At 72.5% G+C, this 25,294-nt stretch carries 23 protein-coding genes; 9 read left to right on the top strand and 14 right to left on the bottom strand.

The genetic code is table 11. The features are described from left to right. Positions 1-88 precede the first annotated feature (88 nt). On the top strand, positions 89-274 hold the full coding sequence (locus NAMU_RS09670; protein ID WP_015747227.1) for a hypothetical protein: 186 nt from the start codon (positions 89-91) through the stop codon (positions 272-274). Positions 275-303: 29 nt separating this feature from the next. Here the strand turns inward: NAMU_RS09670 and NAMU_RS09665 are convergent, their stop codons facing one another. Next, positions 304-879 carry a dihydrofolate reductase family protein gene (locus tag NAMU_RS09665; RefSeq protein WP_015747226.1) on the bottom strand — a complete coding sequence of 192 codons (576 nt, stop codon included), beginning with the start codon at positions 877-879 and terminating at the stop codon, positions 304-306. An 82-nt stretch (positions 880-961) separates the two neighbouring features. Between NAMU_RS09665 and NAMU_RS09660 the strand changes: the two genes are divergently transcribed. Then, positions 962-1,528, top strand: a complete 567-nt coding sequence (locus tag NAMU_RS09660; protein ID WP_015747225.1) for a TetR/AcrR family transcriptional regulator — start codon at positions 962-964, stop codon at positions 1,526-1,528. A gap of 49 nt (positions 1,529-1,577) precedes the next feature. Here the strand turns inward: NAMU_RS09660 and NAMU_RS09655 are convergent, their stop codons facing one another. From NAMU_RS09655 to NAMU_RS09635, 5 genes are all read right to left on the bottom strand, one after another. Next, complete coding sequence (locus tag NAMU_RS09655; protein ID WP_015747224.1) at positions 1,578-2,231, bottom strand: DUF1707 SHOCT-like domain-containing protein; 654 nt, start codon at positions 2,229-2,231, stop codon at positions 1,578-1,580. A gap of 28 nt (positions 2,232-2,259) precedes the next feature. Next, entirely contained in the window at positions 2,260-2,853 is a 594-nt protein-coding gene (locus NAMU_RS09650) for a hypothetical protein (protein WP_015747223.1), read from the bottom strand. A 16-nt stretch (positions 2,854-2,869) separates the two neighbouring features. Beyond that, complete coding sequence (dnaG, locus tag NAMU_RS09645; RefSeq protein ID WP_041368670.1) at positions 2,870-4,831, bottom strand: DNA primase; 1,962 nt, start codon at positions 4,829-4,831, stop codon at positions 2,870-2,872. A 78-nt stretch (positions 4,832-4,909) separates the two neighbouring features. Further along, positions 4,910-6,184: a deoxyguanosinetriphosphate triphosphohydrolase gene (locus tag NAMU_RS09640; RefSeq protein WP_015747221.1), complete on the bottom strand. Its 1,275-nt coding sequence runs from the start codon at positions 6,182-6,184 to the stop codon at positions 4,910-4,912. After that, entirely contained in the window at positions 6,184-6,795 is a 612-nt protein-coding gene (locus tag NAMU_RS09635; protein WP_015747220.1) for a YdcF family protein, read from the bottom strand. Before NAMU_RS09635 ends, NAMU_RS09640 begins: the two co-directional genes overlap by 1 nt. Positions 6,796-6,965: 170 nt before the next feature. Here NAMU_RS09635 and NAMU_RS09630 point away from each other — a divergent pair, with 170 nt between their 5' ends. Together NAMU_RS09630 and NAMU_RS09625 are read left to right on the top strand one after the other, a co-directional pair. Further along, positions 6,966-8,576 carry a M1 family metallopeptidase gene (locus tag NAMU_RS09630; RefSeq protein WP_015747219.1) on the top strand — a complete coding sequence of 537 codons (1,611 nt, stop codon included), beginning with the start codon at positions 6,966-6,968 and terminating at the stop codon, positions 8,574-8,576. A gap of 109 nt (positions 8,577-8,685) precedes the next feature. Continuing rightward, positions 8,686-9,348 (top strand): hypothetical protein, encoded by a 663-nt coding sequence (locus NAMU_RS09625; protein WP_015747218.1) that lies wholly within the window; start codon positions 8,686-8,688, stop codon positions 9,346-9,348. A 9-nt stretch (positions 9,349-9,357) separates the two neighbouring features. Here NAMU_RS09625 and NAMU_RS27195 read toward each other — a convergent pair whose 3' ends face one another. From NAMU_RS27195 to NAMU_RS09595, 6 genes are all read right to left on the bottom strand, one after another. Continuing rightward, complete coding sequence (locus tag NAMU_RS27195; protein WP_138180057.1) at positions 9,358-10,923, bottom strand: DUF6777 domain-containing protein; 1,566 nt, start codon at positions 10,921-10,923, stop codon at positions 9,358-9,360. 92 nt (positions 10,924-11,015) lie between these two features. Then, positions 11,016-12,398 carry a glycine--tRNA ligase gene (locus NAMU_RS09615; RefSeq protein ID WP_015747216.1) on the bottom strand — a complete coding sequence of 461 codons (1,383 nt, stop codon included), beginning with the start codon at positions 12,396-12,398 and terminating at the stop codon, positions 11,016-11,018. A gap of 135 nt (positions 12,399-12,533) precedes the next feature. Beyond that, the gene (locus NAMU_RS09610; RefSeq protein ID WP_052307878.1) at positions 12,534-12,869 is read right to left on the bottom strand and encodes an antibiotic biosynthesis monooxygenase family protein; all 336 of its coding nucleotides are present in this window, start codon (positions 12,867-12,869) and stop codon (positions 12,534-12,536) included. A gap of 41 nt (positions 12,870-12,910) precedes the next feature. Continuing rightward, positions 12,911-15,898, bottom strand: coding sequence for an AAA family ATPase (locus NAMU_RS09605; RefSeq protein WP_015747214.1), 2,988 nt, complete (start codon positions 15,896-15,898; stop codon positions 12,911-12,913). Beyond that, positions 15,895-17,034, bottom strand: a complete 1,140-nt coding sequence (locus NAMU_RS09600) for an exonuclease SbcCD subunit D (protein ID WP_015747213.1) — start codon at positions 17,032-17,034, stop codon at positions 15,895-15,897. Before NAMU_RS09600 ends, NAMU_RS09605 begins: the two co-directional genes overlap by 4 nt. A 67-nt stretch (positions 17,035-17,101) precedes the next feature. Then, positions 17,102-18,853: a protein kinase domain-containing protein gene (locus tag NAMU_RS09595; RefSeq protein WP_041368666.1), complete on the bottom strand. Its 1,752-nt coding sequence runs from the start codon at positions 18,851-18,853 to the stop codon at positions 17,102-17,104. A 120-nt stretch (positions 18,854-18,973) separates the two neighbouring features. On the opposite strand from NAMU_RS09595, the gene lipB reads away from it, so the two are divergent. From lipB to NAMU_RS09575, 4 genes are all read left to right on the top strand, one after another. After that, positions 18,974-19,717, top strand: a complete 744-nt coding sequence (gene lipB / locus NAMU_RS09590; RefSeq protein WP_015747211.1) for a lipoyl(octanoyl) transferase LipB — start codon at positions 18,974-18,976, stop codon at positions 19,715-19,717. A gap of 189 nt (positions 19,718-19,906) precedes the next feature. Beyond that, positions 19,907-20,980, top strand: coding sequence for a hypothetical protein (locus NAMU_RS09585; RefSeq protein ID WP_015747210.1), 1,074 nt, complete (start codon positions 19,907-19,909; stop codon positions 20,978-20,980). Beyond that, positions 20,977-21,939: a lipoyl synthase gene (gene lipA / locus NAMU_RS09580; protein ID WP_015747209.1), complete on the top strand. Its 963-nt coding sequence runs from the start codon at positions 20,977-20,979 to the stop codon at positions 21,937-21,939. Before NAMU_RS09585 ends, lipA begins: the two co-directional genes overlap by 4 nt. A gap of 17 nt (positions 21,940-21,956) precedes the next feature. Further along, positions 21,957-22,715, top strand: coding sequence for a DUF4191 domain-containing protein (locus NAMU_RS09575; RefSeq protein WP_015747208.1), 759 nt, complete (start codon positions 21,957-21,959; stop codon positions 22,713-22,715). A 24-nt stretch (positions 22,716-22,739) separates the two neighbouring features. On the opposite strand, the gene NAMU_RS29840 is transcribed toward NAMU_RS09575, so the two are convergent. After that, entirely contained in the window at positions 22,740-22,892 is a 153-nt protein-coding gene (locus tag NAMU_RS29840; protein ID WP_169312478.1) for a hypothetical protein, read from the bottom strand. Positions 22,893-23,101: 209 nt separating this feature from the next. Continuing rightward, positions 23,102-23,521 (bottom strand): RDD family protein, encoded by a 420-nt coding sequence (locus NAMU_RS09570; protein ID WP_015747206.1) that lies wholly within the window; start codon positions 23,519-23,521, stop codon positions 23,102-23,104. Between the two features lie 262 nt (positions 23,522-23,783). Between NAMU_RS09570 and glnA the strand changes: the two genes are divergently transcribed. Further along, entirely contained in the window at positions 23,784-25,202 is a 1,419-nt protein-coding gene (gene glnA / locus NAMU_RS09565) for a type I glutamate--ammonia ligase (protein ID WP_015747205.1), read from the top strand. Positions 25,203-25,294: the final 92 nt, after the last annotated feature.

Genomic DNA, 25,294 nt, shown 5'->3' with positions numbered 1-25,294 from the left:
CTTGGACCCTCCTGGGATAGGGAAGACTGTCTGAGCCGGGTCGGCTGATCCCGGCCCGGCTTGGATCGACCTGGAGGTTCCCGCAGATATGTTCCGTCTCGCGTTGGGCATCGGCATCGGATACGTCCTCGGCTCCCGCGCCGGGCGCGAGCGCTACGAGCAGATCAAGCGGTGGTCGTCGAAGGTGGCCGACCACCCGGCCGTCCAGGGCGCCGCCGGCTTCGTCCAGGCCAAGGTCTCCAGCGTCTTCTTCAAGGACACCAACGCGCACTAGCCGGATGCGGTCCGCGGTGGCCCCGATGCTCACGCCCGGCCCGGGCGGATGTACTCCTCGATGACGACGCCCGACTCGAACGGGCGGGTGCCGGCCAGGGTGAATCGGTGCGGCTCGTAGCGGGCCGCGCCGAACAACGGGATCCCGGAGCCCAGCGCGACGGGATAGCGTTTGAGGATGAGGCGGTCGATGTCCGGCCGGAGCGCGCCGGCGAGTTCGCCGCCCCCACAGAGCCAGATGTCCGGGCCATCTTCCTGTTTCAGCCGGCGGACCGTCGCGACCGGGTCATCGGTCAGCGTGATCGCCGGGGCGACGTCGCGTCGGTGGCGACTCGCGACGACCTGACGCAGGTGCGGGTACGGGCTGGGGATGCCTAGCGCGAGCGCGGGAGTCAAGGTGTTCCAGCCCATGACGACCGTGTCGAACCGGGTCCCCGGCGGTTCGATGCCCAGCGCGGCGTGCGCCTGCACGGGCAGCGCATCCGCGAACTCCCCGAACACCACCGACGCATGGTCCCCGTCGATCAGCAGCGCCTCGAAACCTCCGTCGGGGTCGGCAATGTACCCGTCGATGCTGACGGCGACGTAGTAGACGAGTTCTCGCATGATGCCTCCCACCGGTGCTGCAATCACGACACTTGTCGTGGTTAAAGTACAACACCTGTCGTGGTTTGGCTAGCATGGCGTCATGGCCCGCAACGACGAACGACGGTCAGCTCTCGCCGATGCCGGGATCCGGGTGCTCGCCGAGGACGGCGCCCGCGGCCTCACCCACCGCGCGGTCGACGCCGCGGCCGGCACGCCCCGCGGCACCGCCTCGAACTACTTCCCCACCCGGGACGATCTGGTCGCCGCACTGGTCGACCGCATCGGAGAGCGGCTCCGGCCCGACCCCGACGGTCCGCTCTCACGGACGACCCGGGCTCCCGACCGGACGCTGTTCGCCGAGTACGTGCACGACGTCGTGCGCCGGCTTCGGTCCGACCCGCATGTCGCGCTCGCCCTGTTCGAGCTGCGGCTGGAATCCGCCCGACGTCCCGCCGTCGCCCAGGCGCTGAGCAGGTGGCGACAGCAGGCGTTCCGGGACGATCTAACCCACAACGACGACTCCGGACTACCCGGCGGCCGGACCGAGATCGCCCTGCTCCACTACGCCATCGACGGCTTGCTGCTCGATCACCTCACGGCCCCGCTGGACACGGGCCTGACCCTCGACGAGGCCGTCGACGAGTTCGTCGACCGCCTCCTGCGCTGATCCCGACCCTTGGCTCGGCGAACGCCGTCACCGGTCCGACCGGCGATCGCTAACCGTTGCGCTCGGTCCGCGTGCCCTTGGGCAGGTGCACGTCGACGCCGCCCATGAGGGCCAGCCCGTTGATCCGCACCACCGGCCCGTCGACGGTCCCCGGCGTCCGGGCGTTGTCCTCGAACGAACCCATCAACCCAACGCCGTTGACGACGACCGTGACGTCCTCCGGGACGACGATGTCGATGCCGCCCATGATCGCCAGCGCGGTGATCGTGACCTGACGCTCGGCGAAACGGGCCTTGGTCAGGTCGATGTCGACCCCACCCATCACGGCCACCGCGGAGAACTGGGCCGGCACCACCCAGGCACCGGCCCGGGTCGCCCCGGACATGATGCCGATCGCGACGCTGGACGTCGGGGTCCCGCCGATCCGCTCGGTCGTCGATCCGGCGGTCGGTTTGTTCAGCGAGACCGGCGTCGCCGCCGGCCGCGGCGCCAGCTCGCGGTGTCCCGGCAGGTCCCAGGTCAGCGGTTCCAGCTCCCGCAGCGTCTTGGTGCGGTAGAGGGTGTCCAGCCGCTCCTGCAGCTCGACCGGGGTGATCCGGCCCTCGTCGGAGGCGGTCTGCAGGATCCGGGCCACCGCGTTCCGGTCGTCGTCGGAGGCCCGCAGCTGGCCCGGATCGTTGGGCTGATCGGCGTGCGCAGTCATCGCCGCCAAGTCTAGCCAGCACGCTGGATCAGCCCGCCGGCATTGTGTCGGCCAGCTCGTCGGCCACCGCGAGCACGGCGGCGGCGAATCCGGGTGCGCTCAGGTCCGCCCCCGGGTCCAGGCGGACCTGCCGGGTCAGCCCGTTGCGGCCGGGCACCCGGCGCAGCACGACCCATCCCCCGGCCCCCGGATACGGCAGGTGCCGGCTGGCCGCGACCGACCGGCGGACCCGGTTGTGCACGACATCGGTCAGGCCGCTGCGGGTGGCCAGCGCGAACACCAGCTCCGGCTCGTCCACCAGCACCTGGACCGCGCCGGTCACCTGATCGCCGAGGCCGTCCCCGGTGTCGATGCGGTCGGCCACCCGGGTGGACAGCACCGAGAGCATTCGGGCGGTCAGCCGGGCCCGGGCGATCAGCTCCCAGCCGATCCGCTCGGCCCGGGCCGCCGGGCCGGATGGATCGGTGACCACCCACAGCCCGAACCGGCTGACCGCCAGCATCCGCCCGTCCTCGCAGGGAGCGGTCACCAGGATCCGCTCGTCGGGCTCCATCGCGGCGCGCAGGACGGCCGGCAACACGGGGCGACGCCACCAGCGGCTCGCCTTGGTCAGCGGGCTCATCCGCCGATCGCCGGACTCATGAATCTCCCCAGGCTCGTTTGGTCAACGCCAGGCGGTACATCATGAACTCGGCCAGGTCCGCGTTCAACTCCCGGGCCAGCGCGCTGTCACCGGTCGCCTCAGCCCGCTGCAGGGCCGAGATCAGCCGCTTCTCCTGCCGGATCGCCTGCCGCTCGGCCAGCCGGGCCAGGATCGACCCGGCGTACCGGGCGTCGACCTCATCGGAGAGCCATTCCGGCCGTTCCACGGCCAGTTCGGTGACCAGCGACCTCAGCCGGCCCTCCGGCAGCTCGCCGCGGACCTCGTCCACCCAAGCCGGGCCGCTGCGATCGCCGCTGGGGCCACCCAGGGCGCTGATCGCCCGGTGCACGGTCGCGTAGGCGGGGGCCCGGAACACCTCGGCCTCGATCATCCCGTAGGCCGACGCGACCAGGGCCGGCTGCTGCAGGGCCAGCTTGAGCGCCTCCCGCTCGGCGGTGAGCTCCCGGTCCCGGGGATCGGGCCAGTCCAGGTCCGGCGGCTCCGGTTCGGGCGGCGGCTCGGGATCGGACCGCTGTCGCTCGCCGGCCCTTGACTCGGGACGCCGCCGCGGCTCGGGGTCCGGGGCCTGGGCCCGGGTCTGCGCGGCGCGCCGGACCCGTTCCCGGGTCTCCTGGATGTCGGTGCCGGCGTGCATGGCCAGGGTCTTGGCGAACTGGTCGCGCAGCAGGTCGTCCTTGATCCGGGCGACCAGCGGGACCCCGGCGTTCAGCGCCGCGTACCCGCCCTCGGCCGAGTCAAGGTTGAACTGGCCGACTGCGGAGGCGATCGCGAACTCGAACAGGTTGCGGGCCGAGTCGACCAGCTCGCGCAGGGCCTCGTCGCCCTTGGCCTGCCGCAGCTCGCACGGGTCCAGGCCGTTCTTCTCGATCGCCACGTAGGTGTTGGCCGCGAACCGCTGATCGGAGTCGAACGCCTTGAGCGCGGCCTGCCGGCCGGCCGCGTCGCCGTCGAAGGTGTAGACGACCATGCCGTCACGGGCCCGCATGGTGCCCGGGCCGGCCTGGCTGTCCAGCAGGTACCGGCGCAGCACGCTGATGTGCTCGTCACCGAAGGCGGTGCCGCAGGAGGCGACCGCGGTGGTCACCCCGGCCAGGTGCATGGCCATCACGTCGGTGTACCCCTCGACGACGACGACCTTGCGCTGCTTGATGATCTCGCGTTTGGCCAGGTCCAGGCCGAAGAGCACCTGAGACTTCTTGTACAGCGGGGTTTCCGAGGTGTTCAGGTACTTGGCCTGGACCCGGTCGTCGTCGAACAGCCGGCGGGCGCCAAACCCGACCACGTCCCCGGCGGCGTCCCGGATCGACCACAGCAGGCGGCGGTGGAACTGGTCGATCGGCCCCCGCTGGCCCTGCCGGGCCACCCCCGCCCGGTACAGCTCCTCGACCGAAAACCCCTGCCCGGTGAGCGCCTTGACCAGCTCGTCCCAGCCGTCGGGGGCGTACCCGCAGCCGAAGTGGGCGGCCGCGGCCAGGTCGAACCCGCGTTCGGCCAGGAAGTCGCGGGCGACCTGCGCACCCGGCGTCTGCAGCTGCTCGGCGTAGAACGCGGCCGCCGCCTTGTTGACGGCCAGCAGCCGGGGCCGGGTGCCCCGCTCGGTCCGGGTGGAGGAGCCGCCCTCGACCAGGGTCAGCGCGATGCCGGCCCGCTCGGCCAACCGCTGCACCGACTCGACGAAGGTCAGCTGGTCGATCTCCTGCAGGAACGAGAAGACGTCGCCGCCCTTGCCGCAGCCGAAGCAGTGGTAGTAGCCGCGGGCCGGGCTGACCTGGAAGGAGGGGGTCTTCTCGTCGTGGAAGGGACACAGGCCCTTGAGGTTGCCGCCGCCGGCGTTGCGCAGGGCAACGTACTCCCCCACCACCTGCTCGATGCGGCTGGCGTCGCGGACGCGTTCGCGGTCGGCATCGGTGATGCGCCCCACCGTCCGTCCGACCACAGCCCCGAGTCTAGGTCCGCGGCGGGGGCGCCACGGACCTGTCCACAGCGGGGACCGCGGCTCACTCCCGCGGGGCCGTCAGCCGCGCAGTCGTTGGTGCCGGGCGATCGCCTGCGCGTCGGTGAGCAGGCTGATCTGGTCCAGCACGATCCGCAGCCGGGCCGCGTCGTCGGTGGCCGCCGCGAAGCCGGACCGGAACTCCGGGTCCAGGGCGTCGACGCCGCGGTCCGCGGTCACCCGCACCAGGTCGGTGAGGATCTGCTGCTCGCGTTCCTGGGCGCGCAGCCGGCTCGGGTCGGCTATCACGTACCGGCCGGCGACCGCCTTGAGCACGGCCACCTCGGCTCGCAGCCGCCGCGGCACCTGCAGGTCGGCGCGGTACCGCAGCAGCGGTCCGTCGCCGGCCGCGGCCCGGGTGGCGGCGATCGCGCCGGTGCAGAACCGCCCGGTCAGCTCGCTGGTCATGGCCTTGACCGCGGCGTCGGCGAGCGCGCCGGGCGGGTACTGCCCGCGGCCGGCCACCGCCGGCAGGGCCAGCAGGTCGTCCAGCACGGTGCGCAGGTCATCGGTGGACTCGTCGCTGTAGGGACGGGCGGCGGCGCAGACCGCGTCCCGCTCGTCCGGGTCGGCCAGCCGGGTCAGGTCGATCCGGCCGGCGTCCAGACCGTCCTCGACGTCGTGCACCGAGTAGGCGACGTCGTCGGCCCAGTCCATCACCTGGGCCTCCAGGCAGCGCCGGGTCCCGGGCGCCGATTCGCGGACCCAGCCGAACACCGCCTGCTCGTCGGCGTAGACGCCGAACTTGCCGCCGCCGGCCGGCCGCGACCACGGGTACTTGATCACCGCGTCCAGCGCCGCCCGGGTCAGGTTCAGCCCGCCCGGCCGGCCGTCGACGGCGACGACCTTGGGTTCGAGCCGGGCCAGCAGCCGCAGGTTCTGCGCATTGGCCTCGAACCCGCCGGCGGCGGCCCCGATCCGGTCCAGGGCTGCCTCCCCGTTGTGCCCGAACGGCGGGTGCCCGATGTCGTGGGCCAGCCCGGCCAGGTCGACCAGGTCGGGGTCGCAGCCCAGCTGGGCGCCGATCTCCCGGGCGATCTGCGCGACCTCCAGCGAGTGGGTCAGCCGCGTCCGGGGCACCCCCTCCTCGTCCGGCGCCACCACCTGGGTCTTGCCGGCCAACCGGCGGAACGATTTGGAGTGCAGCACCCGGGCCCGGTCCCGGGCGAACGGGCTGCGGCCGCCGGCGTCGGCGGTGCCGGGCAGCGGCGCGGTCTTGGGCAGCTCCGCCAGCCGCCGCATCAGGTCGTAGGCGTCGTAGCCGGGGCTGGCCGGCGTCTCGCTGGCGGCGAGCATCACAGCACCGGGGCGCTGATGCCCGAGGAGCCGCCGACCACCCGGTAGTACAGCAGGCCGAGGGTCTCCCGCAGCTGGTACTCGGCGTGCACGGAGTCGCGCACCGCCGGACCCTGCCGCACCGGCGAGGTCTGCACGGTCCAGCCCAGGTCACGGGCCATCAGCGCGGAGCGGGCCGAATGCGCCGGGTCGGTGACCAGCACGACCGAGGACACCCCCAGCTCGGCCAACACCGGCGCCGCGGCCCGCAAACTGGCCAGGGTGTCACCGCCCTCGCCGACCGCGGTCAGGGCCGCCCGGTCGATCCCGGCGGCCTGCAGGTAGGCCGCGCCCGCGGCACCCTCGGTGGTCGCGTCGTCGACCTGCCCGCCGCCGACGGTGACGATCCGCGGGGCCACCCCGGCCCGGTAGAGCTCGGCGGCGTGGTCGAGCCGGGCCTGGAACACCGGTGACGGGTCCCCGTTGTACTGCGCGGCGCCGAGCACGACGATCGCGTCGGCGGCGGCCCGCTCGTCCCGGTCGCCGATCTGCCCGACCCGCACCCAGGTGCCGACAACCACCAGCAGGCCGACCAGGACCGTGCCGGCCAGGTAGCGCCCGAACGTCCGCACCCGGCCCTCATCTCGCTCGATCCGACCCGCCGGGACGGCCGGCCTCCCCGGCCGGCCCGCACCATCGACGGCTCCCGATCATGCCAGGCCACCGCCCGGCGCACCGTGGCTGTGCTGGTGGCTGCTGGTGGCTCACCGGGATCAGAGGGGACGGCTTGTACGGTGCGACCATGCTGACGTCGCGCCGCCGGCCCCTGGCGGCCCTCGCCCTCGTCCTGGCCACCGCCGTGTCCGTCTCGGCATGCTCCCAGGTCGGTGGGACCGCCTCGGCCGCGCCCGAGGCCACCGCGGGGTCCACCCGCGCGCCGGCCACCTCCGGGTCGGCGACCTCCTCGGCGCCCGGATCGATCACGGTGCCCCCGTCCCGCTCGTCGTCGACGACGTCCGGCTCGGCCGGCACCGCGGGCGGCACCGATGGGGTGGACGGCACCGTCGGCTCCGACGGCATCGGCGACCCGTACTACCCGACCGCCGGCAACGGCGGCTACCAGATCGACGGCTACGACCTGGATCTGCAGTACATCCCGGAGACGAACGCGCTGTCCTCGACCGCCACCCTGACCGGCTCGGTGACCGCCGCCGACGGGCTGACCCGGTTCAACCTGGACCTGCAGCCGAACCTGACGGTCAGCGAGGTCGACGTCAACGGCCAGGCCGCCACCTACCAGCAGCAGGACGCCGAGCTGGTCATCACCCCGTCCGCCGCGCTGGCCGCCCAGTCGCCGCTGACCGTCACCGTGACCTACGCCGGTTCGCCCGACGTGGTCGGCGGCGGCACCGCCAACCTCGGCGACGGCGGCTGGTACCGCACGGATTCCGGCGGGGCCTTCGTCGCCGGCGAGCCGACCGGTGCCTCCGCCTGGTTCCCGGCCAACGAACACCCGGCCGACACCGCCACCTTCGCGGTCACCGCGACCGTCCCGCAGGGCTGGAACGTGATCGCCAACGGGGTTCAGCAGACCGCCGACCTGCCCGCCGCGCCGGCCGGAATGACCACCAGCCGTTGGGTTCTCGACGTGCCGGTGGCCACCTACCTGGACACCATCTACATCGACAAGTTCACCACCGTCGAGGGCACCCTGTCCGACGGCCGGCCGGTGGTCTCCGCCATCTCCCCGCAGGCGCCGAGCGACTCGGCCGAGCTGGCCCGCCGGACCAGCGACGTGGTCGATGTGCTGTCGGGATTCTTCGGGCCCTATCCGATGCCGGCGGCCGGCGGCATCTTCACCGGCTCGAGCACCGGCTTCGCGCTGGAGACCGCGACCCGGCCGGTCTACACGGCCGGCGTCGACGACCTGGAAACCGTCGTGCACGAGCTGGCCCACCAGTGGTACGGCGACGATGTGACCGTCCAACGCTGGTCGGACATCTGCCTCAACGAGTGCTTCGCCTCCTACGCCACCTGGCTCTACCAGGAGAAGGTCAACGGAGCCGACCTGGATCGCACCTGGAAGCAGCAGGTGCAGTCCTACCTGAAGAAGCCGGCGTTCTGGCGGTCCCCGCTGGTCGACATGGGCGCCGGCAACGAGTTCACCCGGGTCTACGACAAGGGCCCGATCGCCCTGCACGCCCTGCGCCGCGAGATCGGCGACGACGCGTTCTTCCAGATCATCAAGGAATGGCCGGCCACCTACGGCGGCAAGAACGCCTCGTTCGACCAGTTCGAGGCGTTCGTCAACGACAAGACCGGCCAGGACTACACGGCCTTCATGGACGCCTGGTTCCGCGGCACCTCCATCCCGCCGGAGGAGTACCTCTACCCGGGCACGCTGGGCAACTGAGCCGCCGGGGCGGCCACGAAAGCCGTTGACGGGCGCGGACGCCGGTGCCTACCGTCGACCGACGTGGCCGACCCGCAGGCGCCGGGCCGGCCGGCCCGAGGAGCCGCTGATGCACGAACGACGACGCCCGGTGCCGCTGGACGAGCGTTCCGGCCGGGCCGCGGCTCCCGTCGCCGCGCAGCACGCGGTGCTGGCCATGCAACGGGCGGCGGGCAACCGGGCGGTGGTCCAGGCGCTGGCCGGGTCCGCGCCGGCCGTCCAGCGGTCGGCGACGATGGACCTGGGGGCCTGGAACGACCAACCCGTCCAGACCTACGAGATGGGGCTGAACGCCATGACCGACGACATCGTCGGGCACGCCTGGGTCGATGTGAAGGAGGTCGGGGGTCAGGGCCGCAAGCGGTCCGTCGGCTTCTGGCCGGGTTCTTCGGGGTGGCTGCCGACCGGCGGTCGGGGCGAGCTGATGTCGCCGGACGGGCACGACGGGCAGCAGATGCACCGACAGAAGGAGACCATGAGCCGCGAGCGGTTCCTGCGCGTGCTCAACGTGGTCAACGCCTGGGAGGGCAGCTACTACCAGCTGCTGTACCGCAACTGCGCGCACTTCGCCAAGGCCGCCTGGATCGCCGGGACCGGCAGTCCCGACGGGATCGTGCCGCTGGGCGAGGGACGGATCTGGACACCGGCCGAGGTCGCCGAAGGCATCGACTACGTCAACAAGAAGCGCGGGTTGGACGCCAAGGGCGACCCGCTGCCCCAGCCGACCCCCTGACCGGGCCCGTCAGAACGGTGGGACGCCGGCCCGGGACATGGTGAAGCCGTGCCCGTCCTGATTGGTGCAGGTCACCCCGCTCTCCTCGACGTCGCAGCGGATCTGGTCCAGCGTCAGGGTGGTCCCGTACGGCGTCGGATCGGGCAGGGTGATGCCGTCGAAGAAATCACCCCGGCACGAGGACACCTGGGAGAACCCGGTGGCATCCAGCTGGGCCAGCGGGCCCCGGGCACCCGGGCACCGCTCGTCCCCCAGGTCGAAGTCGTACTGCTTGACGGTGCAGGCGAACTGGCCGTCCCGGCGGGCGCACACGATGTTCTGCGACGGGGTGATGAACACCTCGTCGACCCCGGTCGTAGCCGCGCCCGACGCACCGGTCGATGAGCCGCCCGTCGACGGTGCGGTCGACGAGGCGGTCGACGACGGTGCGGTCGACGACGGTGCGCGCTGGCCCGGTTCGCCCTGGTAGACGGTGAATCGCTGGCCGTTCAGGTCGCAGCCACCGACCGCATTGGTGGGCGCCGCGGTGGGATCCCAATGCACGCCCGTGCAGTACCACCCGTCGTCAGAGGTGACCAGCGCCAGGGTGCCACCGCGTACGCCGGTCCACTGCTCGTTGCGCCGCCACTGGTCGGTCATCTGCTGGCAGGTGAAGCCGCTGTCCAACGGATCGATCCAACCCGGCGCCGATACCGGCCAGGTCAGGTCCAGGACGCAGGCCGTCGACGCGGCCGCCGGGGTCGAATCGGTGGTCGGGGCCGTCGAGGTGGCGGCCCGGGCCTGACCGACGGTCAACGTCAGGTCCTGCCCGGTCGCGGCGTCCACCACCACCAGTTGGGTGGCGGCGGGACCGCTGGTGACCACGACGGTCTGCGCCGGGTCGTAGCCGTCCCAGCGGGTGCCTTGCGGGGTGGCTGCGGACAGGTCGACCGCCGGCGGGGCGGTCAGCGGGTTCCCGCAGGCGCACCGCACGACCGGCAGGCCGGTGGGATCGACCAGCACCGCGGTGCCGGCCTGCAACACGGCCGTGAACGCGGTGGCCACGCCGCCGGCGAAACCATGGTTGGTGACCAGGGTGTCGTGCAGCAGCACGACCGGGGTCAGGGTGCCCAGGTAGCCAGCGATGGCCGCCGGGTCGATGCCGCGGACCTGCGCCCAGGCGGCGGCCTTGTCCGGGTGGGCGGCCAGGAACGCGGCGATGGCCGCCGGGTCGCAGGCCGACAGGCTGCCCGAACCGCCGTACAGCTCCGGATTTCCCGGTCGGCCGGCCGCGTAGAGGTGATCGGTGGTGCCGGCGACCAACCGCACTCCGGTGTCCGGTTCGACCGTCGCGGTGATGGCCGTTCCGGAGGAGGGGTGCGGGTGGGTGACCGCGACCGGCCGGCCGGCCGGCACGGGCACGAACGAGTCGGTGCCGGCGTCGTCGGCCGCCTGCAGCACGACCGTCACCGGCACGGACGGCGACCCGGCCGTCGACGTCGACCGCCGGACCCAGAGCACTCCGGCGGCCGCCGCGGCCAGCACCAGCACCAGCACCAGCACCAGCACGAGCAGCCAACGGGCCCGGGTCGTCACCCGCGAATCGTCCATCCCGGACATTCAGACCGCAAGATGGACGAAACGATCACTTTGCGTGATGAGGCCCGGCGCCCGGTCGAGCCGGACGGTCAGGAGCCGGCGAGGCGCGCCCCCAGGTAGCCGATCACCTGGTCCAGCCCGACCCGCTCCTGGGACATGGTGTCCCGGTCGCGGATGGTGACGGCCTGGTCGGTGGCGGTGTCGAAGTCGACGGTCAGGCAGAACGGGGTGCCGATCTCGTCCTGGCGGCGGTAACGGCGGCCGATCTGGCCGGCGTCGTCGAAGTCGACGTTCCAGCTCTTGCGCAGCGAGGCGGCCAGGTCCCGCGCGATCGGCGAGAGGTCGGCGTTGCGGGACAGCGGCAGGACCGCCGCCTTGATCGGGGCGAGCCGGGGATCGAGCCGCAGCACGGTCCGCACGTCCACGCCGCCCTTGGTGTTGGGCGCCTCGTCCTGCGCGTAGGCCTCCAGCAGGAACGCCATCATCGGTCGACCGACCCCGGCCGCCGGTTCGATGACGTACGGCGTCCACCGCTCGCCGGATTCCTGCTCGAAGTAGGACAGGTCGACCCCGGAGTGCTCCGAGTGGGTCTTCAGATCGAAGTCGGTGCGGTTGGCGATGCCCTCGAGCTCGCCCCACTCGCTGCCCTGGAAGTGGAAGCGGTACTCGATGTCCACCGTCCGCTTCGAGTAATGGGACAGCTTCTCCTTGGGGTGCTCGTACTGGCGCAGGTTGTCCCGCGCGATACCCAGGTCGACGTACCAGTCGGTCCGGGTGTCGATCCAGTACTGGTGCCATTCCTCGTCGGTGCCCGGCTTGACGAAGAACTCCATCTCCATCTGCTCGAACTCCCGGGTACGGAAGATGAAGTTGCCCGGGGTGATCTCGTTGCGGAACGACTTGCCGATCTGGCCGATGCCGAACGGCGGCTTCTTGCGCGACGAGGCGGCGACGTTGTTGTAGTTGACGAAGATGCCCTGGGCGGTCTCCGGGCGCAGGTAGTGCAGGCCGGACTCGTCCTCGACCGGGCCGAGGTAGGTCTTGAGCAGGCCGTTGAATTCCTTGGGTTCGGTCCAGGCGCCGCGGGTGCCGCAGTTCGGGCAGGCGATGTCGGCCAGCCCGTTCTCCGGCTGCCGACCCTTTTTCTCCGCGAACTCCTCCTCCAGGTGGTCGGCCCGGAACCGCTTGTGGCAGGAGGTGCACTCCACCAGCGGGTCGACGAAGGCGGCCACGTGGCCGGAGGCGACCCAGACCTGCCGGGGCAGGATGACCGACGAGTCAAGGCCGACGATGTCGTCGCGGGAGCGGATCATGGCGTTCCACCACTGCCGCTTGATGTTGTCCTTGAGCTCGACGCCGAGGGGGCCGTAGTCCCAGGCGGACCGGGTGCCGCCGTAGATCTCGCCGCTCGGATAGACGAACCCCCGCCGTTTGGCGAGCGAGACAACGGCGTCGATGCGGTCGGCGGCCACGAGAGAACTCCTGTGCTGCTGGGCCCGGCCGCCCCGACGGCGACCCGGCGATGTCCCGGTCGGTGGTTTCCGCCGGGGGTCGGTCAACAGCCGTCGAGCCTACTGCCGCTCCCGGAGCCGCCGAGCCCCGCCCGATCAGCGCCCGGGGTCGTCGACGATCACCTCCGGGGACGACCACACCCCGGCGTCGGCGGCGGCGATGACCTCGAAGGCCGCCGACGAGGCCGCCGCGGCCAACCACGGGATCAGCGCGGCCCGCACCGGCAACGGCGACTGGGCCCGCCGGAACCCGGCCGCGGTCTCGAACTCGGCGACCAGCAGCCACCGGCCGGGGTCCTCGGTCGACCGCGCCCACCGCAGCGCCCGGGTGTCGGGCTGATCCCCGAGCAGCCGGACGGCCTCCGCCGACCCGGGCGGGGGTTCCCCGGCGGCCTCACCTCCGGAATCGAACTGCGCGATCAGCACGAACACGACGCTCCCCCTGGTCCGGTCACTGTCCGGTCACTGTTCGGTCACTGGCCCACCACCGCCAGGGTCGAGCGTTGGGGGGTGCGGTCGACCCGGATCTGCCGCGGGATCCGCAGCCGCAGCTCGTCCAGGTGCGACACCACGCCGACCACCCGCCCGCCGGCCCGCAACTCGTCCATGGTGGCCATCACCAGATCCAGCGCGTCCGGATCGAGGCTGCCGAAACCCTCGTCGATGAACAGGGTGTCGAGCTGGCGACCACCGGCCTCGGCGGCCACCACGTCGGCCAGACCCAGGGCCAGGGCCAGCGAGGCCAGGAACGACTCGCCGCCGGAGAGCGTCTTGGCCGGGCGGACCAGCCCGGACCAGCCGTCCATGATTTCCAGCCCGAGACCGCCGGCGCGGCCCCGCGATTCGCGATCGGTGCGGTGCACGAACGAGTACCGCCCGGCCGACATCCGGGCCAGCCGATCGGTGGCCGCCTGCGCCACCTGCGCCAGCCGGTGCGCCAGCACGTAGGTGCGCAGCGTCATGCCCAGCGCGTTCTCCCCCCGGCCCAGCAACACCTCGGTCAGCACGGCGACTTGCCGCTCCTGCGCGCGGACCGGTGCGGCCGCCCTCCACGCCGCCACCAGCCGGTGCGCGGCCGTCGCCACCTGCCGGAACCGGTCGTCCAGGACCAGGGCCTGCTGCTGGGCCGCCTGCGCCCGCCGGGCATCGGCGGCGGCCGCCGCCTCCGCCGCCGCGACGTCGACCCGGTCCGACTCGTCCAGGCCGGCCAGTTCCGGGTCGGCCAACTGCGCCCGCAGCGCGGCCGCGTCGACCTCGGCGGTGCGGATCCGCTCGGCCAGGCGCGGCGCATCGAGGTCGGCGGCCGCGGTCACCTCGGCCAGGTCGCCGAACCCGAAGTCGGCCAGCAACCGGGTGACCGTGGCCCGGGCCCGCTCGTCCTGGGCGTCGGCGTCGGTGACGGCGGCGCAGGCCTGCGCCACCGCGTCGAGGGCCGCTGCCCGGGCCAGCAGGTACTCCCGGCGCTGCCGGATGGACGGGTGGGCGCCCCGGGCCGACCGCAGCCGGGCCGCTCGCTGATCCACCCGGGCCGCCAGGGAGGCGATCTCGGCCGCGCCGAGGGCCACCAGGGTGCCCAGCTCGTCACGCCGGAGTTCCTGCTCGAACAGGGACTTGGCCGCCGCCTCCCGCAGCCCGACCAGCGCATCGAGGTTGGCGGCGATCCGCGTCTGCCGGTCGACCGTCGCGCGGTGCGTGCGCACCTGCGCCTCGGCGGCCTCGGCCAGCCGGCCGCAGGCGCGCTCCTGCGCCACGGCCAGCTCGTTCTGCGCCTCCCACCGGCGACCCGTGGCGGAGTCCCGGTCGGCCGCGGCCCGCCACTCCCGCACCTGGGCGGCCTCGATGAGGCCCGCGTCGACCGGCGCGGCCAGGGGCCGGGCCGGGCTCGGGTGCTCGACCGATCCGCACACCGGGCAGCCGTCGCCGGCGCTGAGCGTGCCGGCGAGTTCGGCCGCCATGCCGTCGATCCGCCGCTGCACCAGGGCCTGCCGCTCGTCCACCGCGACCTGATGCCGGTCGGTGGCCGCGACCGCCGCGGCCTCGGCCCGCCGTCGCCGCTCCGCCAGCTCCGGCACCGCGACCGCGGCCTCCCGGATCTGCTCGGCCGCTGCCAGCTCAGCCTGCGCCGCCGGCAATCGGTCGCGGGCCGACCGGGCCAGGTCGACCCGCCGATCCAGCTCGGCCAGCCGCGGCGGCAAGGCCGCGAGCCGCTGCTCGACGTCGACCGCGGCGTTCTCGTCGCGGTGGTGCCGCCGCCGGGCCGCGGCCAGCGCCGCCTGATCCCGCTGCTGCTCCTGCGCCTCACCGACCAGCGGGATCAGCGCGCCGGCGCGATCCCGGTCCACCCCGGCGGCGGCCCGGATGGCGACCGGGTCGTCGGCCAGCAGACCCAGGTCCAACCGGTCGGGGTCGGCGGCGGCCTCCGCCAGCGCGTGCAGGCGACGGCCGGCCGCCACCCGCTGCTGCCGGCGGTCCGCCCGCACCTCGCCGGCCGCCTGCTGCGCCCGGGCCGCGGCGACCACCGGCCCGGCCCGGGTGTGCGCATCAAGACGACGACGATCCTGCTCGATCTCGGGGGCCCGCCGTTCGAGATCGACCAACCGGCGGCGCAACTCGGCCAACCGCGCAGTCCGGGCGGCTCGCTGGGTCGCGGCCCGCAGGACCGCCGCCGACACCTCGCGCTGCCGGGCGGCGTCCTGCGCAGCCTCCCGGGCGAGCTCGGCGCGGTCGGCCAACCGGTCGCGCAGGCCGGCCAACCACCGGTCGTCTGGTTCGGGCGCGGCCTCGACCCGGGCCGCCTCGGCCACCCGCGCGGCTATTTCCCGGATGTGGTCGTCGCACTCGCGCAGGCGCTGCCCGGCCACCCGGCGGGTCTGGGCGAACCAGTCCTCGATCCGGCCGAAGCGCTGGGTGTCGAACAGCCGCTCCAGCAGATCGCCCCGCTCGGCCGTGTCGGCCCGCAGGAAACGGGCGAACTCGCCCTGCGGCAACAGCACCACCTGGAAGAACTGATCGGCCGACATGCCGAGCAGGTCGATCACCGCGTCGCCCACCTCATCGACCCGGGTCAGCCCCTCGGGCCGGGCCCCGGCGGGAGTGCGGTCGAGCCAGCGCAGCGACACCTTGCCGCGCTGCAAGGTGCTGCCGCTGCCCCGGGCCTTGGGACGCAGGTACTCGGGCCGGCGAATGATCTCGACCCGATGACCGCCGAGGGTGGCCACGAGCCGGACCTGGGTCACCACGTCCGCCGGCGCGCGGTCGCAGCGCAGCCGGCGAGCCTCGTTGCGGGGACCGGGGACCCGGCCGAACAGGGCGTAGGCAACCGCATCGAGCAGGGAGGTCTTGCCCGCCCCGGTGTCGCCGTGGATCAGGAACAGGCCGTCCGCACTGACCGCGTCCAGGTCGACGGTCTCGGTGCCGGCGAACGGTCCGAACGCCGACAGCTCCAGCTCGTGCAACCTCATGCCGGTATCCGCAACGCGCGCAGGGCCTCGTCCAGCAGGTCGCGTTCGGCCGTCGATGCCGGCCGCCCGCAGGCATCGCGGACGAAATCGTGCAGCAGGTCGGCGTCGTCGTGGCCGGTCGGGACCGCGGGGGCGGCCGGCCACGCGGCCGGCGCCGGGGAACCGCCGACCCAGGTGGCGACCAGCGTGTAGGGCAGGACCTCCCGCAGCCGCCGCATCGGGTCCACCGGCCGCACCGGATCGGTGAGCTCGACCGAGAGATAAGCATCGGCCAGATCGGGCTCGGTGTCCAGGATCTCGGCCAGGCGGCCGCGCCGGCAGACCAGCCGGCGGATCGTCGGCAGGGTCAGCCGGGTCGCGCTGACCCCGCCGACGGCGTCCAGATCGACCAGCCACACGCCCTTCTCGTGATCGGCTTCGGAGAACGAGTAGGGCAAGGGGGATCCCGAGTAGCGGATCCGGTCGGCCAGCACCTGGGGGCGATGCAGGTGGCCCAGGGCGACATAGTCGAATCCGGCGAACAGGTCCGCGCTGACCGACTCCACCCCGCCGACCGCGATCGATCGTTCCGATCCGCCGGCGCGGCCACCGACGACGAAGGCGTGGGCCAGCACCACCGATCGGGTGCCCGGCGGCCGCGCGGCCAGGTCGGCGCGGACCAGGTCCATGGCCCGGGCCAGCACCGCTTCGTGCCCGGATCCGGCCGGCAGCGCCCATCCGGAGCGCAGCAGATCCGGTTCCAGGAACGGGATCGGGTAGATGACGACGTCGCCGTCGGGATCGGGCAGCACGGCCGGGGTGCCGACGTCGGCGGCCGCGGCGCCCAGGTGCAGGCCGCCGGCGGCCAGGAAGTCGGTGAAGGCGCCCAGGCGGGGCGCCGAGTCGTGGTTCCCGGCGATCGCGACGACGGTGATGCCGGCCGCCCGGATCCGGGCCAGGATCCGGGACGCGGTCTGCACGGCCTCCGGCGACGGCACCGCCCGGTCGTACAGATCGCCGGAGATCAGGACGGCGTCGACCCGGTGCTCCGCGGCCAGGTCGGCGAGCGCGGTGAGCACCGCTTCCTGGTCGGGCAGCAGATTCTGCCCGTGGAAGGTGCGACCGAGGTGCCAGTCCGAGGTGTGCAGCAGGCGCATGCGCTCACGGTAGGAGCCGGGTCCGACAGTGCCCCGTTTCGACGCGCGCAGGCCCCGAACCGCCTCGTCAGCCCGGCTCGATCGCGCTGATCCGGTAGCCCGCGTCGGTCGCCGCCAGCACCAGCACCCGGCGCTGCTCGCCCCGGGCCGCCGTCGTCGACACCTGCTGGCCGGCACCGTCCACGACGGGCCGGGCCGCCAGGGTGTCCACGACGGCCACCCGCACCGGATCGGCGTCGGTGTCGGTGTCGGTGTCGGTGTCGGTGTCGGTGTCGGTGTCGGTGTCGGTGTCGGCGGACGATCCGGCACCGGCCCCGCCGAGCACGCTCACGCTGACGATGTCGTGATAGCCGTCGACCACCCGCCAGCCGTGCGCGGACAGGGTGTCGATGGTCGCGGTGTCGGCCGCCGCCGCGGCCGACCCGGGCAGGTACACCTGCGCCAGCAGGGCCGGGTCGCCCGCGGCCAGGGCGCGGCTGCGCGCCCGATCCAGGTCGGTGATCACCTGCGTCCAGTCGGTCGCCGCCGGCGCGGCCACCGTGGTGCTCGGCGGGTCGCCGATCCACTGTCCGACCTGGGCCACCAGCACGGTGACCAGCAGCCCGCTCAGCAGGGCCAGGGTCAGCCGGACCAGCGGACCGCGGCGGCGGGCGCTCGGGGCGGGTGGCTCGGCCGGCCCGGCCGGCTCAGCGACCGGCGCTGCCGGCGGTGGCCGATCGGGGTCGGCCGGCCCGGGGCCGCGCACCGATCCGCGGTCGGTGTCCGCGACGGACGGCTCGCCGGCGGTGGGGTCGGGATCGGGATCGGCAGCGGCACTGGCGTGAGCGGCATTGGGATTGGCAGCACTGGGATGGGCGGCACTGGGATTGGCGGCACTGGGATTGGCGGCACTGGGATTGGCGGCACTGGGATGGGCGGCACTGGGATGGGCGGGGGCGGCGGGCTCGGCATGGTTGGCCCACCCGCGCCACCGCTTCGACGAGGCCGGGGTCGGGCACGGCCCGGCGCCGAACCGGATCGCCTCGGGCGCCACCGGGGCGCCGGTGGACAGCCGCCGCACGACGTCGTCGGCGTCCGGCCGGGCGGCGGGATCGGCTCGCAGCATCGCACGCAGCAGGGCCAGCAACGGCGGCGGGCCGGCGTCCTCGGGTGGGTCCGGCCACTGCCCGGCGGCCGATTGCACCAGCACGTCGGCCGGTTCCTCGGCCGGCCAGGCCGAGGAACCGGTCAGGCAGAACAGCGCGACCGACGCCAGGGAGAACACATCGGCCGGTGGCCCGGCCGGCCCGGTCCGGGCCTGGCGCAGCACCTCCGGCGCCACATCGGCGGTGCCCAGCGCGCCCGGCCCGACCACGGTGGCCACGGTCATGCCCACGGCCAGCGGCACCAGCAGCGGACGCCCGCGGGCGTCGAACCAGATCGCCTCCGGGCACACCCCTCCGTGCCGCACCCCGGCCCGGTGGACCTCGGCCAAGGCCGCCGCCAACGGAAGCACCACGGTGACGGTCTCCCCCGCCGACAGCCGCCCCCGGCGGCGGACCAGCTCGATCAGCCGGCCACCGCGGGGCCACGGGCAGATCAGCGCGACCCGGTCGTCGTCCTCGACCAGGTCGGACACCGGCAGCAGGTGGGGGTGCCGGACCTCGTCGACCAGCTCGACGATCTCGTGCACGCGGGTCGACTCCTCGACCGGCAGCACCGTCAACGCGACGTCCTCGACGGTCCGGGCGTCCTGCGCCCGCCAGACGGGCGAGGACCGGTGCGCCGGCCCCACGCCCAGATGCTCGACCGCCCGATACGCGCCGATAGCCAACCCCATAGCGGGCAACCGTAGGCCGCGCACCGCCGCCGAATCCGACTTGTCCACAATTCCCAGCTCAGCGGCCCTTGGTGACTGCCACCTACGGGTCTGCAACCCGCCCCGGCGTACCGTCAGGGCATGCGTGAGCACACGGATCCGGTCCACATCGAACGGTGCGGCCTGGTCGGGTACGAGCAGGCCTGGCAACGCCAGCGCGACCTGGGGGCGGCCCGGGTCGCCGGGACCGGCCCGGACACCGTCCTGCTGCTGGAACATCCGCCCGTGTACACCGCCGGCAAGCGGACCCGACCGGCCGATCGACCCAACGACGGGACCCCGGTGGTGGACGTCGACCGGGGCGGACGGATCACCTGGCACGGCCCCGGTCAGCTGGTCGGCTACCCCATCGTGAAGTTGGCCCAGCCGATCGACCTGGTCGCCTACATCAGGCTGCTCGAGCACGTGCTGGTCACCGCCTGCGCCGACTTGGGGCTGGCCACGATCCGGATCACCGACCGCAGCGGGGTGTGGCTGCCGGCCGACGAGCATCGGCCGGACCGCAAGGTCGCGGCGATCGGCGTGCGGGTGGCCAAGGACGTGACCATGCACGGCTTCGCCCTCAATTGCGATCCCGACCTGAGCTGGTTCGACCGCATCGTGCCGTGCGGCATCACCGACGCGGGGGTGACCTCCCTCAGCGCCGAACTGGGCCGTCAGGTCACCGTCGCCGACGTGATCGACGTGGTCGAGACCCGGCTGCGGCAGGGTCTGGACGGCACGCTGGCCAGCCCGGTCCCGCAGGAGCGAACGCCGGCTCCGCCGCCCGCCGCCGGGGTCAACTGGCGGCTCGATCCGCAGCTGGCCGGCCCGGCAACCCGCTGACCCTGGGCGGCTGTCGGAGCGGGATGGAACAATGATCTGCACGAGCTGAGGGGGACCGACCGTGGGGTCGACGTCGGGCACCGTCAGACCGTGTGGGAACAGTGACGGTTGGGAACCCGATCTCCGGGTTTGCCGATGTGGCGAGCTGCCCCGCTACCGGGGCATGCCGACCAACGATGAGGAGTTCTGATGAGCAGGAGCACCGGACCGCGGTCCGCCGCACAGGATTTCGCGGCCAAGGCCGGCGAGATCGCGGAACTGGTTGCCGACAAGGTGGCCGACGCCACCAGCGAGGCGGCCAGCAAGGCTGCGCACCTCGCGGGTGGGGCGGCGCACGCCGCGACGCCGTACGTCGAGAAGGCCGGTGAGCAGCTCGAGGAAACCGCCGCCAAGCTGGGTCGCCGGGCTCGCCGGGCCGCGAAGAAGACGGCCAAGAAGTCGGCTGCGGCAACCACCAAGCAGGCCAAGATCGTGCAGGCCAAGGCGACCAAGCAGGCCAAGCGGGGCCAGATCAAGGCCGCCGACAAGGCCGCCGAGATCGCGCACGTCGCGCAGGAGAAGGGCCAGGCCACCCTGGTGCAGGCGCTGACCGCGGCCAGCGCGCAGGCGGCCAAGGCGAGCACCGCCGCCGACAAGGCGGCCAAGAAGACCGCCAAGGCCGGTAAGAAGTCGCACAAGCTGCGCAACCTGATCATCATCGGGGCCGTCGCCGGTGGCGGCGCCTACGCCTTCTCCAAGCTGCGCTCCGGCGGGGCCGCACCGGCGGACACCGCGCCGGCGCCGACCTACACCCCGCCGACCAGGCCGGCCGACAAGCCCGCCGAGAAGGCGGCCGACAAGCTGGCGGAGGCCAAGGACAAGGCGGCCGAGGCGTTGGGCACGGCCAAGGACAAGGCCGCCGACGCGGTCGACGCCGCTAAGGACAAGGCCGCCGACGTGATCGACGCGGCCAAGGACAAGGCGGCCGACGCGGTCGACGCGGCCAAGGGCGCCGTCGACAAGGCCGCCGACACCACCGCGGACAAGGCCGCCGACGCGGCTGACGCGGTGGCCGACAAGGCTCCCGAGGCCGCCGACAAGGTTGCCGCCACCGCCGATCAGGCCGCCGACAAGGTCGCCGAGTCCGCGGACAAGGCCGCCGATAAGGCCTCGGCTTCCGGTCGCAACCTGGCCGACGCGGCCGACAAGGCCCGGGAAGCGGTGAAGAAGGCCGCGGCGGAGACCGCCGAAGCGGCGAAGAAGAAGGCGGGAGAGACAGCGTGACCCTTGCTCCGGAAGGCCGCAAGCTCCTCCGGCTGGAGGTTCGTAACGCGGCCACACCGATCGAGAAGAAGCCGGAGTGGATCAAAACCCGGCTGCGCACCGGACCCGAGTTCCAGCAGCTGCAGAGCCTGGTCAAGCGCGAGGGTCTGCACACGGTGTGCCAGGAGGCCGGTTGTCCCAACATCTACGAGTGTTGGGAAGACCGCGAGGCCACCTTCCTGATCGGTGGCGACCAGTGCACCCGTCGCTGCGACTTTTGCCTGATCGACACCGGCAAGCCCGGTGAACTCGATCGGGACGAGCCGCGGCGGGTCGCCGAGTCGATCCGGAGCATGGATCTGCGGTACGCGACCATCACCGGGGTCACCCGCGACGACCTGCCCGACGAGGGCGCCTGGTTGTACGCGGAGACCATTCGCCAGGTGCACGCCCAGGCTCCGCAGACCGGGGTGGAGATTCTCACCCCGGACTTCTCCGGCCACCCCGAGCTGCTCAACCAGGTGTTCGAGGCCAAGCCGGAGGTGTTCGCGCACAACCTGGAGACGGTGCCGCGGATCTTCAAGCGGATCCGGCCGGCCTTCCGGTACGAGCGGTCCCTGGACGTGATCAGCCAGGGTCGGGCGGCCGGCATGGTGACCAAGTCCAACCTGATCCTGGGCATGGGCGAGACCCGCGAGGAGATCAGCCAGGCGCTGCAGGACATGCAGCAGGTCGGGTGCGACCTGGTCACCATCACCCAGTACCTGCGGCCTACCCCTCGGCACCATCCGGTGGAGCGGTGGGTCAAGCCCCAGGAGTTCGTGGAGCTGGCCGAGGAGGCCAAGCAGATCGGCTTCGCCGGGGTGATGTCCGGACCACTGGTCCGGTCCTCCTACCGGGCCGGCACCCTGTACCGGCAGGGTGCCGAGGCGCGGGCGGCGCGGGAGCGGGCCCAGGAGCCCGCCCCGGCGACCCCCTGAGCACTAAGCTGGTTCACATGGCCAAGAACGCCGCCGGATCCGGCTCGACGAAACCCACGAAGGAAGAGAAGAAGGCGGCAAAGGCGGAAAAGAGGGCCGCCGGCAAGGAGCGCCGCACGCAGCTGTGGCAGGCGTTCCAGATGCAGCGCAAGCAGGACAAGAAGCTGCTGCCGTACATGATCGGCGCGGTCGTGGGTACCGCGGCGGTCCTGACCCTGGCCCTGATGTGGTTCCTGCCGTGGTGGGCGGTGCTGCCGCTGGGCATCATCCTCGGCGCGATGTTCGCCATGATCATCTTCTCCCGCCGGGTGCAGAAGAACGTCTACGCCCAGGCGGAAGGAACCCCCGGCGCCGCGGCCTGGGCCCTGCAGAACAATCTGCGGGGCACCTGGCGGGTCACCCCGGCCGTCTCCGGCAACACCTACCTCGACGCGGTGCACCGGGTGGTCGGCCGGCCCGGCATCATCCTGGTCGGCGAGGGTTCCCCGCACCGGGTCAAGCCGCTGCTGGCCCAGGAGAAGAAGAAGATCTCCCGCATCGTCGGCGACACCCCGATCTACGACTTCATCGTGGGCAACGAGGAAGGCGAGACGACGCTGCGCAAGCTCGCCCCCAGCATCATGAAGCTGCCCCGCAACATCCCCGCCGACATGGTCGGCGACCTGGACAACCGGCTGTCGGTGCTGGCGGCCAAGACCCAGGGCGGCCTGCCCAAGGGGCCGATGCCGGCCGGGGTCAAGCAGCGCAACATGCAGCGGGCAATGCGGCGCCGCTGACGGCGCCGCCCCACCCCGCGGCGATCAGGACGGCCCGGAGCGCTCCGCCGCCGGTTCGGTCGCCCGCGCCACGTCGTGCGCGTGCTCGCGGGCCTGATCGATCTTGGCCTCACTGGACTGCAGGTCCTGCGTGCCGCGGCGCATCTCCTCGTTCTCCAGCGCCGGGCCGTCCAACACGGTGTGATCAGACCCGGTGTGATCAGACCCGGTGTGATCAGCCGTGGGGTGATCAGCCGCGGGGTGATCTGACCCGGGGTGATCTGATCCGGGGTGATCTGATCCGGTGTGATCGTCGGGCGTGCTCGTCATGGGCTGCCTCCTGCGGTGCGGATGGGTGTCCTAATGCCCGTTCCCCGATCCCGGGGTTGGCACACCCGGCCGGCCGACTACCTGAACCGCAGGACGACCGTGCGGCAGAGCCGGTCGTGCAGTCCGCGGCCGTTGGCGTCCACCAACAGCGGCGGCACGATCAGGAAGATCAGCGCGGTCCGGGGCACCGCCCACAGCCCGACGAACGAGCGGTCCGCCGCCAGTGGCGTCACCCGGATCCCCAACGCCGCCTGACCCGGGGTGATGCCGAAGGCGGCGACGGTCACCACCGTCATCACCGCCCACACCAGCAGACTGGTGTTGCGGGGCGCGTCCGGCGCGGTGATCAACCAGGCGGCCAGCGCGGACAGCACGATGTCGATCACGAAGGCGCCGACCCGGCTCGCCATCGAGGCCACCGAACCGATTCCGGTCTCGGGCAGGCCCAGCGCCCGCCCTGGATAGGCCCGTTCGGCCGGCCCGTTCGTCGTCGTCATTCCCCCAGGCTAAGCGCCGCCGCCCCGGCAGTGGACGGCCCGGACGAGGCCGCCTGGGCCTCGGGCGATTAACGTCTGCGAAACCTTGCGGAGACCCGATGGCAACAGCGCCTGCCTAGCGTGGCCGAGGCATGGCGACGGGGCCTGCGTGTGTTTCCCGCCCGCTCGCCGCGCATGCAACCGGACCCGACGCAGCGGGGACAGGTGGCCGTTGTACCGTCCCTGCCACCACGGTTGTCCACCGACGACAAGGAGCGCGTGCGTGTTCTCCACCACCGAAGAGCTGGTCAAGTACATCTCGGACAACGATGTCGAGGTTTTCGACATCCGGTTCTGCGATCTGCCCGGCATCATGAACCACCTCACGGTCCCCGCCAAGACGGTGACCGAGAAGTCGCTGGCCGCCGGCATGGCCTTCGACGGGTCTTCGATCCGGGGCTTCCAGTCCATCCACGAGTCGGACATGACTCTGCTGCCGGACGTCACGACCGCCCGGGTCGACCCGTTCCGTCGCCGCAAGACCCTGACCTGCAACTTCTTCGTGCACGATCCGCTGACCCTGCAGCCGTACTCGCGCGACCCGCGCAACGTGGCCCGTAAGGCCGAGGAGTACCTGGCGAGCACCGGCATCGGCGACACCTGTTACTTCGGGGCCGAGGCCGAGTTCTACGTCTTCGACGACGTGCGCTACGGCACCACCCCGAACGGCGCGTTCTACAAGGTCGACTCGGAAGAGGGCTACTGGAACACCGGCCGCGACGAGCAGCCGAACCTGGGCTACAAGACCCGGTTCAAGGGTGGCTACTTCCCGGTCCCGCCGTACGACCACCAGGCCGACCTGCGCGAGGACATGACGGCCAACCTGATCTCGATGGGCTTCGACGTCGAGCGCGGCCACCACGAGGTGGGCACCGGCGGCCAGGCCGAGATCAACTACAAGTTCAACACCCTGCTGGCCTCGGCCGACGAGGTGATGCTGTTCAAGTACATCATCAAGAACACCGCCTGGGCCGCCGGCAAGACCGCCACCTTCATGCCCAAGCCGCTCTTCGGTGACAACGGCTCCGGCATGCACGCCCACCAGTCCATCTGGCAGGGCGGCAAGCCGCTGTTCTACGACGAGTCCGGCTACGGCGGGCTGTCCGACCTGGCCCGCCACTACATCGGCGGCCTGCTGCACCACGCCCCGTCGCTGCTGGCCTTCACCAACCCGACGGTGAACTCCTACCACCGCCTGGTCCCCGGCTACGAGGCCCCGGTCAACCTGGTGTACTCGGCCCGCAACCGCTCCGCGTGCATCCGTATCCCGCTGACCGGCACCAACGCCAAGGCCAAGCGCATCGAGTTCCGCTGCCCCGACCCGTCGTCGAACCCGTACCTGGCGTTCGCCGCGATGATGATGGCCGGCCTGGACGGCATCAAGAACAAGATCGAGCCGCCGGCCCCGGTCGACAAGGACCTCTACGAGCTGCCGCCGGACGAGGCCGCCAACATCCCGCAGGTGCCCGCGTCCCTGCCGGCCGTCATCGACCGGCTGGAGCAGGACCACGGCTACCTGCTCGAGGGTGGCGTCTTCACCGAGGACCTGATCGAGATGTGGATCAGCCTCAAGCGCGAGGAGATCGACGCGATCCGGCTGCGCCCGCACCCCTACGAGTTCGACATGTACTTCGACATCTGAGTTCCCCCGCGACCTGACGGTTGCCCAGGACGCCCTCGACCCGCCCGGGTCGGGGGCGTTCGGGCTTTCTCGGGGTTGCCTGGGGCAGCTTG

It is taken from the genome of Nakamurella multipartita DSM 44233 (genome assembly GCF_000024365.1).
Lineage (GTDB): Bacteria > Actinomycetota > Actinomycetes > Mycobacteriales > Nakamurellaceae > Nakamurella > Nakamurella multipartita.
Note: the sequence above shows the minus strand (reverse complement) of the source record. Positions and strands in the feature narration are given on the sequence as shown.

What these genes read in the sequence shown, in the direction of transcription:
- NAMU_RS09595 (WP_041368666.1), bottom strand. Translation starts at nt 18,853, where the DNA reads ATGGGGTTGGCTATCGGCGCGTATCGGGCGGTCGAGCATCTGGGCGTG.
- NAMU_RS09585 (WP_015747210.1), top strand. Translation starts at nt 19,907, where the DNA reads ATGAGCAGGAGCACCGGACCGCGGTCCGCCGCACAGGATTTCGCGGCC.
- NAMU_RS09660 (WP_015747225.1), top strand. Translation starts at nt 962, where the DNA reads ATGGCCCGCAACGACGAACGACGGTCAGCTCTCGCCGATGCCGGGATC.
- NAMU_RS09605 (WP_015747214.1), bottom strand. Translation starts at nt 15,898, where the DNA reads ATGAGGTTGCACGAGCTGGAGCTGTCGGCGTTCGGACCGTTCGCCGGC.
- NAMU_RS09665 (WP_015747226.1), bottom strand. Translation starts at nt 879, where the DNA reads ATGCGAGAACTCGTCTACTACGTCGCCGTCAGCATCGACGGGTACATT.
- NAMU_RS09655 (WP_015747224.1), bottom strand. Translation starts at nt 2,231, where the DNA reads ATGACTGCGCACGCCGATCAGCCCAACGATCCGGGCCAGCTGCGGGCC.
- NAMU_RS09575 (WP_015747208.1), top strand. Translation starts at nt 21,957, where the DNA reads ATGGCCAAGAACGCCGCCGGATCCGGCTCGACGAAACCCACGAAGGAA.
- lipB (WP_015747211.1), top strand. Translation starts at nt 18,974, where the DNA reads ATGCGTGAGCACACGGATCCGGTCCACATCGAACGGTGCGGCCTGGTC.
- NAMU_RS09625 (WP_015747218.1), top strand. Translation starts at nt 8,686, where the DNA reads ATGCACGAACGACGACGCCCGGTGCCGCTGGACGAGCGTTCCGGCCGG.
- NAMU_RS09600 (WP_015747213.1), bottom strand. Translation starts at nt 17,034, where the DNA reads ATGCGCCTGCTGCACACCTCGGACTGGCACCTCGGTCGCACCTTCCAC.
- NAMU_RS09650 (WP_015747223.1), bottom strand. Translation starts at nt 2,853, where the DNA reads ATGAGCCCGCTGACCAAGGCGAGCCGCTGGTGGCGTCGCCCCGTGTTG.
- NAMU_RS09570 (WP_015747206.1), bottom strand. Translation starts at nt 23,521, where the DNA reads ATGACGACGACGAACGGGCCGGCCGAACGGGCCTATCCAGGGCGGGCG.
- NAMU_RS09630 (WP_015747219.1), top strand. Translation starts at nt 6,966, where the DNA reads ATGCTGACGTCGCGCCGCCGGCCCCTGGCGGCCCTCGCCCTCGTCCTG.
- NAMU_RS09640 (WP_015747221.1), bottom strand. Translation starts at nt 6,184, where the DNA reads ATGCTCGCCGCCAGCGAGACGCCGGCCAGCCCCGGCTACGACGCCTAC.
- NAMU_RS09670 (WP_015747227.1), top strand. Translation starts at nt 89, where the DNA reads ATGTTCCGTCTCGCGTTGGGCATCGGCATCGGATACGTCCTCGGCTCC.